Source organism: Desulfonatronum parangueonense (assembly GCF_054656975.1).
Window position 1 is genome coordinate 178,138 of record NZ_BAAHXH010000003.1, and the last position, 12,731, is coordinate 190,868.

Here is a 12,731-nt window from a genome sequence, read left to right on the forward strand (position 1 = left end):
CAGGACATTTTCGTTTGGGCATGGCTGCCCGGCGCAACGGGTTGCTGTTGCGCCGGGCCGTGGAAACTTTTGTTTATCCTCAGGAAAAGTTTATTGTGGATGACAAGCGAAACATTGGGCATGGTTCGGCAACTATAAAAGCCCAGTCGAAAACTCCTGCTGTTCCCGAGGTCAGCATTATCGTCCCAGTGTGCAACAACAAAAAACTGACTTGGGAATGCGTTCATTCAATCCAGGATAATACGCCGAACATCCCCTTTGAGATCATTGCCGTGGACAATGGATCAACGGACGGGACCAGGGATATGCTGATTGGTCTGGAACAAGAAGGGGCGCTGCGATGCATCGGCAACCATGAGAACCAAGGTTTCGCCAAGGCCTGTAACCAGGGTGCAAAGGCGGCCAGGGGGCGGAGTTTGGTTTTTCTGAACAACGATACCCGGGTTTGGCCGCGGTGGCTGGATGCATTGCATTCCTGCGAGGCCCGTGTTGACCGGATCGGGGCCGTGGGAGCGAAGCTGCTGTTCGAGGACGGCTTGGTGCAGCATGCCGGAGTGGTATTTGATCACAAGCTCAAGCCCGTGCATATCTACAAGTTTTTTCATCCAAATCATCCCGCGGTTCAGAAACAGCGGGAGTTTCAGGCGGTCAGCGCGGCCTGCATGCTGGTCAGCAAGGCCATTTTTGATCAACTTGGCGGCTTTGACGAGCAGTACGTCAACGGCTACGAAGACGTGGATTTTTGCCTGCGCTTGCGCGGGACCGGTTATAAAGTCGTTTATTGTCCTAAAAGCGTAGTCACGCACCTGGAGAGCAGGACGCCGGGACGGTTCGATGCCATGGATCGCAACAAGGAATTACTTCTGTCTCGCTGGGGCGATATTCTTGTAGCGGATGAATTGGACACGTACCGTCAAGACGGCATTGAATATCAGCTGATCGAGGAGCACGAAAACGGCCATACCTGCGTGATGCACGACACCAATCCCAACCCATATCTGCAGCGGGCCAGGCGGCTTGCCGAGCAGGAGGCGGTGGGCAAGGCCGTGGCGGCGTATCAGGAAGCCTATCGTTTCTTTGCCTTTGATCCTCGCAAGTACGTTGTTCTGGAAGAGTTGGCCGAACTGACCGAGAGCCATGGCCTGCTGGATCAGGCGGAACACTACTGGCGCGGGCTGGTGGAGGCGGTTTCGAGCCCGGAATCTTGTCTTCGACTGGCCCGAGTGCTTGAAAAGCAAGGAAAAGTGGAAGAAGTCGGTGAAGTTCTGGCCAAGGGGAGATGTTTCGCCGCAACGGCGTCTCACCATGAGAAAAAGTCGATGCTGCCTTGGCGAGATTGCACGGCTGGTAATCATGCCGCGGGATAGATTCAGCGCCAACCATGTGGGCGGCGACCTGGACGTGCTGTTCTACCCGGAAAACAGCCTGCACCTGCCGTTTCTGGAGCCGATTCATGCCTATCTGAAGGCAACTTATCCCGATCTGCGTCTTGGATTTTCTTCTCCTCCATTCTCTCCTCCTTCAGCCGACCAAGCCGGGGCCGGCCTGACCGACCAGGAAATTTCTCAACTTCGGCAACACGGCCTCTATCTCGCCGATTCCAGCAAGGTTCAATCGGAACTGGCGGTCGTTGCCGACGTTTGCCACTTTCGAATCCCGCACCTGTCAAGGGTGGTCAATGTCGGCCATGGTCTGATCAGCAAGGGCTTGTACTACTGCCGAAGTCCCATTGTTCGTCGGGAAAACCTCTCCGAGTTGGTCTGCGTGCCCGGCTTATGGCACAAAAGACTTCTCCTGCAGGATGTCTGCGTGCCCATCGAGGTTACGGGATTTATCAAGTCGGACCTGTTGTTCAGCCCAAAAGCGGTGGGAAGAAGTCGATTCTGTGAGGAAATGAACCTTGATCAGGACAAAAAGTTAATTTTATTCGCGCCGACGTTCAATGAAGAATTGTCCGCGATTCCTGTTATTCAGGATAAAATCGAACGCTTTGCCACGCCTGACACCGTGGTCATGATCAAGCTGCATCACATGACTTCTTTTGAATGGCGTGAGATGTACAAGTCCCTCTCGAAGCGCAATGACCATGTTTTGCTTCTTGCAGATCCGGACTATTCTGGAATGATGCACGCCGCGGACGTCATGATCAGCGACGTGTCCTCGATGTTCGTGGAGTTCATGCTTTTAAACAAGCCCGTTGTGTTACTGCGGAATCCCAGATTGCGGGAGTATCCGCATTTTGACGAAAACAATATCGAGTATCAGGTGCTCGACGCGGTCCATGTCGTGAAATCTTTTGCGGAGCTTGAGCGCAAGGTTCAAAATGCATTGGAATATCCCGAAGAACTAAGCAGTGTTCGTGAACGTTATATCGGCGAACTTGATCATGGAAGGGACGGGTGCAGTGCCAAGAGAGCCGGTGATGCCATCTCCAATCGTCTGAGGAAAAATGTTGCATCAGTTTTCATTTCACCGCCAAAAAAATTGCCCGTATTCGTCTTGATCAATGATGAAACCGCTCCGGAGCCCCTTCAAGAAAGTATGATCGAGGTACGCCGGAAATCACTGGACCATCAACCGGAATTTTACCTTGTCGACCTTCAGCTTCAGGCATCTCAGGCGAATGACTGTTTTGAACGTCGCCAATCTGAAAAATTTGGGCTGGGGCAGGCCTTGTCCTTGCCGATGGCCATTTCCCTGGCTGAGGGAGATCTGGCGGTTCTTCTTGAACCGGGATGGACCTTGCCCCCTAACTGCTTCAAATGGCTTTCCAATCATTTCTTCTGGAACAAGAACGCAGGAATTGTCAAAGCGACACGAGACGTCGCTTTGGCCAGGGAGGCCTTTGCGAAATTTCTCCCCTCAACCACACCACCGTTCCTCTGTGCGTCTTTCTCAAGCATTCTGCTGACCATGGGCATCGGAGGGAATTCAAAAAACGACCGGTCTTCGTCGCCTTGCGCCATGGTTCGCTTGGCTGATTTTCGGGAGTGGAGCGCAACCGCTCCATACCCATTGTCAGGGAATATTTTTACAGAACTGGAAGGCGGATTGGTGAGCAAGGGGCTGTTGAGCCTCCGTGCATTGGACGTCTTTGTCTACCCGCAGCATGAGCCGTTCATAATCTGGGACAAGAAGACTCTGCTGCAACTAGTGGAGTATTTGCAGGGCCTGGGACACGTCGAGGAGGCCTTGGCTTTGATGAAAGCAGGATAATCATGGCGGGTTGTTAGCGGTCAACCAGTTGCGATATAGACTTATCAGATCCGCGTCCCCGTCTTTTCTCGCCTTCGCGTATATGCCGGAGGCCTTTGCCCGCAGGCTGGTCATGTCATTCATCCGAATCTCAATGGTTCTCATTTTATCCGAGGTTTCCGTCATGAGTTGAGGCTGATGGGCTTTTTTGGAGGTGAGAAACAATTGTCGCATGGAGTCCAGGGAAGGGGCAAAGTGCACGTGAAAAAAACGTACGAGACAGGCCTCCTCCCATGCGCAGCTTTGCTCCAAGTGATTTGCGAGTAGGGCATATCCCTCCTCCCAAAGCGGTTCATTGTGCAGGTTCTCTCGAATAAGGCCTATGTCTTGAAATGATGACACTTCTGCGTTGATCCTGTTTCGTCTGACGTTTGGCAGGGCGACATAGGGCGTAAGCCATGGGGTGAGGCGAAGCTCGTATGCGTCTTCAGCTATGATGCGATGAATATCAGGGGAGAGGAGGCCAGCGCATCGAGCATGCAGCAGGCGAGCATTGCCTATGTCGTGGGTAAAACGGCCTTCGGTCTGACTGGCAAGGTGATAGACCACGCTTTCCGGAATGCAGGTCAAGTACTTGCCTTTCCGCGCAAAGCGGGCGCAGAGATCAACATCTTCGCCTCCATTTACAAAACCGGGAAAGAACCCTTCACATTGATGGAAAAGATAACGATGCATCAACATCGCGGCACCGGTTATGGCCTGAAAATGCCTTTTTCGTGTGACTAGCGGATGGTCCGCGGGAAAGAATTCATAGAGATGTTCCTGCTGGTTGCCCGGCAAAAAGACGATCCCCATGTGCTGGACTCTTTCAGTTCCGGGATAAACCAATAATGGGCCGGCAATGCCCAGCCGATGGTCGTCTTGAAACGCCTGGAGCAGGGGAGCGTACCAGTTCGGGGTGAGGATGGTGTCGTTGTTCAGGAAAAAGAGAAAATCACCCGTGGCTTGGTCCGCTCCGGTGTTGCAGGCCCTGCCGAAGCCCAGATTGCCTGGCTGGGGAAGGTAGTGGAACCGCCCGGGAAAGAGGCTGCTGCCAAGGGCTTTGCAGTGGGTGGTGGTTTCATCGGTGGAGGAGTTGTCCACGACGATGACTTCGAAAAAACGCCCGGGCGTGTGCTCGCGAAGACTGTGCAGGCATTGCTCGGTCAGGGGCCACTGGTTGAAGACCGGGATGATGATGGACAGGTGAAGGGAGGTCATGCGCCGCGGCTCGCCGATATTTTGGAGAGATATCTTGCGCTTGCTTGGTAGTAGCGCGCTCGAAGGTCATGGCCTTCAGGCAAGGCCTCGCTGAGATGCAAAAACAGAGGACGAAGAATCTCGCTGTGGACGTCCATTGCAATGGATTGACGTTTGGCGATCAGGTCGGGCCAGTCGTGTTCGCCTAACCATTTCGTAAAGGCCGCGGCGCGGTGGGAAGCTCGGTGTGTGGCGTTTACCTTGGCCTGGCCGTTGCGGGCCAGGCGGGCACGCAGCTCGTCGTCTGCCAGGAGGCGGCGAAGCTGGTGGAGCAGATCGGTGACGTCGTTTCCGTCCGGGGACTGGTCGTAAAGCCAAAGGTCCTTGCCGTGGTGGAGCAGGTCATCCTGACCGTGGCCGATGCGCGGGGTGAGCAGGGCGCTGCCGCAGGCCAGCGCCTCCACGACTCGGAAGTTCAGGTCGTTCAGATCGCAGAAGTTGAGTACGACCTTGGCTTGGGGGAACAGTTCCCAATATTTGCCCTTACGGACTTCCAGGCTTGGAAGTCCCTGCTTGAGGGCTTGCAGGGCGTTGTGGCGTCTGGGCGTTAAGTTGGCGTCGACTTTGCCCACGAACAGCGCGTCCCAGATTTGGTCCTTGGGCGTGGGTTTAAGAGTGTCCGAAACAAACGGCGGCGTCCATAGTATCCGGTTTGCGTCCAAAAATGTTCCGGCAAAGCGGGGTAGGTGGTCGCGAAGGCTGACCAGGCAAAGGTCAAAGGCTTGGGCGTACAGCGGATGCCAGGAGTGAATGTGTGAGTCCACGCTGTAGAATATGGTCAAACAGGGGCAGGTATGCGGGTCGAGCAGGGGTGGAGGGCCGCTGTAGTCGGCGACGACCAGGACATCGGGCGGTGCGGGCAGGTCCGCGAATAGTTCTCGCCAAGTGACGGCGCTTGGGGAGTATTGTTTCCGAATTCTGGTCTGCCAACCGAGATGCTCCAGCGCTCCGGCAAAATAGGTTGCTCCATACCAGAAAAGAGGGGGGGGAGAAGTCGGCATTTCAAGGTGAGGGGGATGTGCCGGATGTCTCCAGCGGGGAAGGCTGGTTTTTCAGCCATTGCTCGTAAAGAGCCGCCAGTTCGGGGTCCGGCTTTTCGCATTGACGAATAGCTGATTCGGCCCGGCTACGCAATTCTTTGGCCTGACGCATACGTTGGGCGATGTTATCCAGAGCGGTTTTCGTTTCATGGAAGAGATTCGGATCGTCGGCATTTACAGCATAGGTCAACAATTTCTGGTAGCCCGCAAGACTCGGCGCGAAATGGTTTTGCAGGATACGCACTTCAGCGGCTTCCTTCCACTTGCGCTTTTTTTCAAGCTTTTGTGCAATGAATTCATACCCATCCGCCCAGAGGGGCTCCTGTTCAAGCAAGTGCATGATGCGATCGATGCGCGGGTTTTGCTCGAGCAGCTTCTGCAACGCTTGAGTCCGTTCTTCCGGCAAGGCAACGAATGGCGACAGCCAGGGGGTGATTCTGGCTGTAAAGCCGTCCTTTTTCACGATGCGCAAGGCGTCCGGGAGGAGTTTGCCCGGACACCGCGCGTGCAGCAGGGCGGCGTTGTCTTGATCATGATGGAAGCGACCAGCGGATTGACTGGTCAAATGAAAGACAACGCTTGAAGGAATGCATGCAAGATTTTTTCCGTGTTCACGGATGCGAACACACAATTCCAAATCTTCAAATCCGTTCTTGTATCCAGGGTAAAATCCATCGCAAGCCCAGAAGAGCCGGCGGAGCACCAGCAGGGCCGCCGCGGTGATTGCCTGGACATGCCGCCTCTTGGTCACGACGGGGTGATTTCGAGGAAAAAGTTCGTATACGTGTTTTGTTGTTCCAGGCCAGAAGACAATTCCCAGATGCTGGACCCTTTCCGATCCCGGATACAGGAGTAATGGTCCTACGGCTCCCAGACGAGAATCGTCACGCATTGCATGGAGCAAGGGAGTTGCCCAGTTTTCGGTCATCAGTGTGTCGTTGTTCAAGAACAACAACAATTCACCAGAGGCATTTCGCGCACCTTGATTGCAGGCTTGCCCAAAGCCAAGATTCTCTGGGTTGCGAAGGTAGGTAAACCGCCGGGGAAAGAGTTGTTCTCCAAGGTGGCGGCACGCGGACGGGGTCTCGTCAATGGAACCATTGTCCACGATCAACACCTCAAAGTAGCTGCCCGGCGTGTTTGCCCGGAGGCTATCGAGGCATTGCGCGGTAAGGTTCCATTGGTTGAACACGGGGATGACAATGGACAACAAGGGGGGGCGAGAGGCCGCGGCACGTGCCATGGTTATGTCTTGCCGTCGCTTTTCTTGGCCTCAAGGATCGCCCGCAGCTTGTCGCGTTCCGCGGTGGCCTGAAGCAGCTTCAACTCGATGCTTTGGCGCAAAGGCGGCGGGAACGCTTCAAATTCGCTGCGCAGACGTTCAACCTCTTTTTCCAGCGCATAGAGTTCCTGGGCCAGGGCGCGTAGGGACATGGCAATCCTTGATGGGTAATTAAAAAAAATGAACCGCTCGCTTCGCTTAAGGCGCGGGGGACACCAAGAAGTATTTTGACTTCCGCTGGAAAGATGCGGAAGTCAAAAAGGCTTCACGCCTGACGGCGATGTTTTCTTTGCGTCCTCTGTGCCTTCAGCGAAGCGGGCGGTAAAATCTTTCTAAAACCTGGGCTCCCGCCGTTCCGGAACGTACTCGTGGGGAATCTTGTCCTCGTTCCACTCCTCGGAAACGTACAGGCCGCAGTAGCAGCTGCCGTATTCCTTGACGTCCGGCACCCGGTAGACGCAGGGACAGAGGATGTCCTTGTCCTGTTCCTTTTCTCCGGCGGGCAGGCGGCAGGGGCAGGCCATGTAGCCGTAGCGGTCCTTGTTGGTCAGCAGGGAACGCATCAGCTCCATGACCATTTCCGTGTCCTTGTTGAAGTAATAGCCTTTGGGCTCCTGGATTTTGCGCAGGGTGGCGTGGAGCTGTTCCGGGGTCATGATTCGGAGGGCTCCATGCCCAGGGCTTTTTCGATTTCTTCCTTCTTGAAGCCGACGATGATCGTGTCTCCAATGATGATGGTCGGGAAGCTCTGGGCCGGGTTGTATTGCTTCATCTCCGCCAGGGTGTCGGTGCGTTCCTGACCGGTCATCCAGTCGACGTGCTTGCAGTCGTATTCCACGCCGCATTTATCCAGAAATTCCTTGGCCCGTTTGCAATGGATGCAGGTGCTCAGGGCATAGACGCGAATTTGATCGGACATGGGAGATCTCCTTATGCTTTGGGTTTGGCCTGATCGGCCACGGCCTTGATGGAGGCGTTTACCGCATCCTGGTCGCCCAGGTAGTAGCTGCGCAGGGGGCGCAGATCCTGATCGAGTTCGTAGATGAGCGGGATGCCGGTGGGGATGTTCAGATTGCTGATTTCCTGCTCCGAGACATTGTCCAGGAACTTGACCAGCCCGCGCAGGCTGTTGCCGTGGGCGCAGACGAGAATCCTGCGGCCGGTCTTGATTTCCGGGGCCAGGGTAAAATGCCAGTAGGGCAGGACCCGGTCGATGGTCAGCTTCAGGCTTTCGGTGGCCGGAAGTTCCCCGGTGGGCGTTTGTGCATAGCGACGATCGTAGCGCGGGTGGCGCGGATCGTCCAGGTCCAGGGCCGGAGGCGTGACGTCGAAGCTGCGCCGCCATTGAAAAACCTGCTCTTCGCCGTATTTGGCGGTCATTTCCGCCTTGTTCAAGCCCTGCAGGGCGCCGTAGTGGCGCTCGTTCAACCGCCAGGTCTTGTGGACCGGGAGCCAGAGCAGATCCAGGGCGTCTTGAACGATCCACAGGGTGCGCACGGCCCGTTTCAGGACCGAGGTGAAGCAGACGTCGAAGGTAAAGCCTTCATCCTGGAAAAGGCGGGCCGCGGTTTCGGCTTCCTGGCGGCCGAGGTCGGTCAGATCGACATCGGTCCAGCCGGTGAACCTGTTTTCATGGTTCCAGGTGCTTTGGCCGTGGCGCAGCAGGGCGAGTCTGTACATGGCATTCCCTCGGAAAGCGCAAGATGTGGCTTACCCGATTTCAGTTATGACGAGAATTTTAAAATGCAATCAGAACCGCCCGCTCCCGTTGGTCGCTCAAGGCGCCAGGGTCGCCAAGGAAACAATTTTTAAAAGCAGGGAAAAAGCTGCTTTCAAAAATGTGGCCTCTCCCTGTGGGAGACAAGACATCGCCAATAGGCGTGAAGCCTTTTGGATTTCGAATCTTTTTCGGCGGAAGCCAAAAAATCTCTTCTTGGCGTCCACTGCGCCTTGAGCGAGCGAGCGGTTCAATATTCATGAATGGCCGGAAAGTTCCTCGATCATGTTCACCACATTGGTGGGCCGACCGGCCTGAAAGGCCTTGATGTTCTCCGCGACGGCACCCAGGAGGCGTTTACGGGAATCCAGGCTGGCCCATGCGATGTGCGGCGTGATGATGCAGTTCCTGGCCGTAAGCAGGGGGTTGTCGCTCCGGATGGGTTCCTGGGCCACGACATCCAGGGCGGCTCCGGCAATCGTTCCCGAGTTCAGGGCCTCGGCCAGGTCCGGCTCGTTGACCAGGGCGCCGCGGGCGGTGTTGATGAAAAAGGTGGACTTTTTCATCAAGGCCAGGAGATTTTTGTTCACGAAGCCCGCATTGTCCGGCTTCAGCGGGCAATGCAGACTGAGCACATCCGCTTCGGCAAACACCTCTTCCAGGCTTTTCCAGGCAAAGGGCTTGTAGGGAGGGGTGCCCCCGATCCTCGGCGTGTAGACGATGATGTCCATGCCCAGGGCATGGGCCAGCTCGGCCACGCGGCGGCCAGTCTTGCCGAATCCGATAATGCCCATTTTCAATCCGGACAGCTCGATCTGCGGGGTCTTCCAGAAGCAGAAGTCCTCGGCCCGGGACCATTCCCCGTCTTTCACGGCCCGGTCGTGCAAGGCGACCTGGTGGCAATGCTCCAGGACCAGGGCCAGCACGAACTGGGCAACGGATTTGGCCCCGTAACTGGGCACGTTGGATACGGGAATGCCCCGCTCGGAGGCGGCTTCCAGATCAACGATATCGTACCCCGTGGCCATGACGGCAATGAAGCGCAACTTGTCGAGCTGGCTCAGAATGTCCCTGGTCAGCTGGGTCTTGTTGGTCAGAACGATTTCGGCGGAAGCCGCCCGCTGGATGACGTCGGAAGGTGATGTGCGGTCATGCACTGTCAGTTCGCCGAGAGCCTCCAGGGGAGTCCATGGATTGTCTCCTGGGTTGACGGTCTTACCGTCCAGCACGACCATTTGCATAAGGCAGGTCTCCAGTGGATGTGATTTTACGTCGAGATCCGCTTTGCGTCGGGATCGTGAGTTGTGCAACGACCCGGTATCGCGAATTTTCACCCAAACATGTCCAATTGGCTACCATTGACCTGGGTGCATATCAAGTATGGGGGCACTGTATTTTGCCAATGCATGCGTTACGGAGCGTCTTTTTCGGGATCTGTGTCCGCATTTCAGCATGTTCTTCAGCATGGGCGGCGGCTTGAGATGTCGCAAAATCGAGCCGTCTGCGGTGAGGCCCCGCGACTTCAGGTTTGCGGGCAGGGGTTGTGTCCGGACTTGGGGAAAGGTAAGTAGACGCATGTCGGCAGGCTGATGGAGCCACGGCGAAAACGGGATGCGAAGCTTGAACAGATGAGCCAAGGACCTGGTTGGTCCTGATGATCCGCGAGCCGAATCGAGGTTGACTCCGTAGGGCGTTAACCTTGTCAGGCCGGTCGCGGATCGTTCTTGGCTCGCAACGGCTTTTGCATCGCGGATTCTTATTGCCTGCCGCAACGGGTGGTTTTCAACATCTTGTCGCGAATGGTGGGGAACTTTTCAAGGAGAGAGCAGCATCATGAACTTATGCATCGTTGGGACGGGATATGTGGGGCTGGTGACCGCGGCATGTTTTGCGGAAATGGGCAACAACGTGGTCTGCGTGGACGTCAATCCGGAGATCGTGGCTGCGTTGAACCGGGGCAGCATCCACATTTTCGAGCCGGGTCTGGAAGAAATCGTGCAGCGCAATGCGGAGCAGGGGCGGCTGCGATTCACCACGGACCTGATCGAAGGGCTGGAATCGTCCCTTTTCGTGATGATCTGCGTGGGAACCCCGTCAAAGGCGGATGGGAGTTGCGATTTGATTTACGTGCACCAGGTGGCCCGGGAAATCGGCAGAAACATGCAGGATTACAAGGTCGTGGTGAACAAGTCCACGGTTCCCGTGGGTACGGCCGACACGGTTCGGGAACTGATCCTGGCGGAGCAGGATGCGCGAGGCGTGAACATCGAGTTCGACGTGGTTTCCAATCCGGAGTTTCTGAAAGAAGGCGACGCGATCAACGACTTCATGAAGCCGGACCGGGTGGTGGTGGGCACGGACAACGTGCGTGTGGCCGAGCTGCTCAAGGCCCTGTACGCACCCTTTGCGCGCAGCCGGGACAAGATGATCGTCATGGGCGTGCGCAGCTCGGAGATGACCAAGTATGCCGCCAACTGCATGCTGGCCACCAAAATTTCCTTCATCAACGAAATCGCCAACATCTGCGAGCGGGTGGGCGCGGATGTGAACGACGTGCGCCAGGGCATTGGGTCGGATCAGCGCATTGGCCGCCATTTCATCTATCCAGGGCTGGGATACGGCGGCTCCTGCTTCCCCAAGGATGTCCGCGCCCTGATCGACACGGCCATGTCCAACGGGTATGAGCCCAGCGTGCTGAAGGCCGTGGACGGATTGAACATGCGCCAGAAGCGCCTGCTGGTGGACAAGATCACCGCCTATTTCGCCGATCGCGGCGGAATCCAGGGCAAGACCCTCGCCCTGTGGGGCGTGGCCTTCAAGCCGAACACCGACGACATCCGCGAGGCTCCGGCCCTGGAGCTGATCGCCGAGTTGACCGCCGCGGGAATGCGCGTTCAGGCGTTCGATCCGGCTGCCGGAGACAAGGCCGGGGAAGCACTGGCCGAGAATCCGCTGGTCAGCATTCATCCGGCGCAGTACGACGTGTTGGAGGGCGCGGATGCCTTGGCCGTGGCCACGGAATGGAATCAGTTCCGCAATCCGGATTTCGCGCGGATCAAGAAAACCTTGAAGGAGCCCGTCATTTTCGACGGCCGAAACCTGTACGGTGTCGATTTTCTGCGGAGATTCGAACTGGAGTATCACTGCATCGGTCGTGCATCCGAGTCCGCGCAGGCTGGTTGAGCTCGCTGAACTGGGGCGGGAGGATCGGCAAAATTTTTTCAGGCCGTGGCTTGGGAAGGCGGGCCGCACTGGGGTGCGGCGGTCCCAGGCGGCCCGCACTGAAGTGCGACGGCTTGGGGGGAAGATGTGGTGCCGACTCCGAAAGCGGGCAAAAATCGTAACTACTCCTCTGCGTTCCGGCTAATCTCGATTTTTCGGCATCGCAACTCCTTCACCGGCTTCGTAACATCGAACCATTGCGTGAATAAACAGCACTACGTGCTTCATGCATCAGGCAATGGTTCGATGAACGAAACCTGGCTCATTCAGACAGGCGATGCCAAAAAATCGAGACAAGCCGGAACAATCTGGGTCTTGTTGCGAAATGTGCTAAGTTGTTACCAAAAATCAATGAAAAACTCCGCGCAAATTCCTGAAGGGAACTTGCGCGGAGGGTTGTTTTGAGGGATTTGGAATTCGCGTTGTTGCGGAGAAGGATCGAGGAATCAGCGGGCAGCGTTCATGCGTTGGGGTTGTTCACGCTGGCAAAAGCGTAGTTGCAGTTCTTGAAGAATCAGCCGCTCACAGTTGCTCATGGTCTGCGGAAGGTGGATTTCGTTTTCCTGCAGAAACCCATCGAGATATTGACTCTCTTCCCAAAAATCCAACAATTCATCGTCCCCAAGTATTTTCACATGTTCATCCATGGAAATCTGTGCGGAGTGTTCGAAGTGATAGGTCATTCGTCAGATGTCCTCCGTTTGGTCGCTGGGTCAGCTGTTTGGTTGTTTCTGGGAAAAGGTTTCGCAAAGGTCGCGGCTTGTCACGGTGGGCAGGTATCCCGGATCGCTCCGTCGAACGCCGGTTACCCGAATCCGGGCCGTTGAGGAACGCACGGCAAATCTGGATGAGCAAAGCCTGCCGGTCAGGAGCCGCATGTTTCGAGCGGGGAAGAAAACAGGATGCGTGCCCCGGTTGAAATGTTTCAAGATCGGTTCATGGCACTTCATGCGCTTCCGGGCCTGTTGTAATGATC

14 protein-coding genes are annotated in these 12,731 nt (G+C 56.1%); 3 read left to right on the forward strand and 11 right to left on the reverse strand.

Translation table 11 applies throughout. The features are described 5' to 3' along the window. Positions 1-20: 20 nt before the first annotated feature. Positions 21-1,367, forward strand: coding sequence for a glycosyltransferase (locus tag ACYQ15_RS01385; RefSeq protein WP_459939534.1), 1,347 nt, complete (start codon positions 21-23; stop codon positions 1,365-1,367). Continuing rightward, positions 1,354-3,216, forward strand: coding sequence for a CDP-glycerol glycerophosphotransferase family protein (locus tag ACYQ15_RS01390; protein ID WP_459935743.1), 1,863 nt, complete (start codon positions 1,354-1,356; stop codon positions 3,214-3,216). Before ACYQ15_RS01385 ends, ACYQ15_RS01390 begins: the two co-directional genes overlap by 14 nt. Here the strand turns inward: ACYQ15_RS01390 and ACYQ15_RS01395 are convergent, their stop codons facing one another. The 9 genes from ACYQ15_RS01395 to ACYQ15_RS01435 all read right to left on the reverse strand — a co-directional run bounded on the left by ACYQ15_RS01395 (position 3,217) and on the right by ACYQ15_RS01435 (position 9,774). Beyond that, positions 3,217-4,455, reverse strand: coding sequence for a glycosyltransferase family 2 protein (locus ACYQ15_RS01395; protein WP_459935744.1), 1,239 nt, complete (start codon positions 4,453-4,455; stop codon positions 3,217-3,219). It lies immediately after the preceding gene. After that, positions 4,452-5,495 (reverse strand): glycosyltransferase family protein, encoded by a 1,044-nt coding sequence (locus ACYQ15_RS01400; protein ID WP_459935745.1) that lies wholly within the window; start codon positions 5,493-5,495, stop codon positions 4,452-4,454. The genes ACYQ15_RS01395 and ACYQ15_RS01400 overlap by 4 nt, the downstream gene beginning before the upstream one ends. Before the next feature lies 1 nt (position 5,496). Continuing rightward, the gene (locus ACYQ15_RS01405) at positions 5,497-6,777 is read right to left on the reverse strand and encodes a glycosyltransferase family 2 protein (RefSeq protein WP_459935746.1); all 1,281 of its coding nucleotides are present in this window, start codon (positions 6,775-6,777) and stop codon (positions 5,497-5,499) included. Positions 6,778-6,779: 2 nt separating this feature from the next. Beyond that, positions 6,780-6,968 carry a hypothetical protein gene (locus tag ACYQ15_RS01410; protein ID WP_459935747.1) on the reverse strand — a complete coding sequence of 63 codons (189 nt, stop codon included), beginning with the start codon at positions 6,966-6,968 and terminating at the stop codon, positions 6,780-6,782. Between the two features lie 180 nt (positions 6,969-7,148). After that, the gene (locus tag ACYQ15_RS01415; RefSeq protein ID WP_459935748.1) at positions 7,149-7,472 is read right to left on the reverse strand and encodes a ferredoxin-thioredoxin reductase catalytic domain-containing protein; all 324 of its coding nucleotides are present in this window, start codon (positions 7,470-7,472) and stop codon (positions 7,149-7,151) included. After that, on the reverse strand, positions 7,469-7,735 hold the full coding sequence (locus ACYQ15_RS01420; protein ID WP_459935749.1) for a glutaredoxin family protein: 267 nt from the start codon (positions 7,733-7,735) through the stop codon (positions 7,469-7,471). The genes ACYQ15_RS01415 and ACYQ15_RS01420 overlap by 4 nt, the downstream gene beginning before the upstream one ends. Positions 7,736-7,746: 11 nt before the next feature. After that, complete coding sequence (gpmA, locus tag ACYQ15_RS01425; RefSeq protein WP_459935750.1) at positions 7,747-8,496, reverse strand: 2,3-diphosphoglycerate-dependent phosphoglycerate mutase; 750 nt, start codon at positions 8,494-8,496, stop codon at positions 7,747-7,749. Positions 8,497-8,554: 58 nt separating this feature from the next. Then, positions 8,555-8,794 (reverse strand): hypothetical protein, encoded by a 240-nt coding sequence (locus ACYQ15_RS01430; RefSeq protein ID WP_459935751.1) that lies wholly within the window; start codon positions 8,792-8,794, stop codon positions 8,555-8,557. Further along, positions 8,791-9,774, reverse strand: coding sequence for a D-2-hydroxyacid dehydrogenase (locus ACYQ15_RS01435; RefSeq protein WP_459935752.1), 984 nt, complete (start codon positions 9,772-9,774; stop codon positions 8,791-8,793). The genes ACYQ15_RS01430 and ACYQ15_RS01435 overlap by 4 nt, the downstream gene beginning before the upstream one ends. 592 nt (positions 9,775-10,366) lie before the next feature. On the opposite strand from ACYQ15_RS01435, the gene ACYQ15_RS01440 reads away from it, so the two are divergent. Further along, a complete protein-coding gene (locus tag ACYQ15_RS01440; RefSeq protein WP_459935753.1) occupies positions 10,367-11,716 on the forward strand; it encodes a UDP-glucose dehydrogenase family protein in 1,350 nt (449 codons plus the stop codon). 485 nt (positions 11,717-12,201) lie between these two features. Here the strand turns inward: ACYQ15_RS01440 and ACYQ15_RS01445 are convergent, their stop codons facing one another. Both ACYQ15_RS01445 and ACYQ15_RS01450 read right to left on the reverse strand, forming a co-directional pair. After that, positions 12,202-12,438, reverse strand: a complete 237-nt coding sequence (locus ACYQ15_RS01445) for a hypothetical protein (protein WP_459935754.1) — start codon at positions 12,436-12,438, stop codon at positions 12,202-12,204. 30 nt (positions 12,439-12,468) lie between these two features. Further along, positions 12,469-12,684, reverse strand: coding sequence for a hypothetical protein (locus tag ACYQ15_RS01450; protein ID WP_459935755.1), 216 nt, complete (start codon positions 12,682-12,684; stop codon positions 12,469-12,471). Positions 12,685-12,731 lie beyond the last annotated feature (47 nt).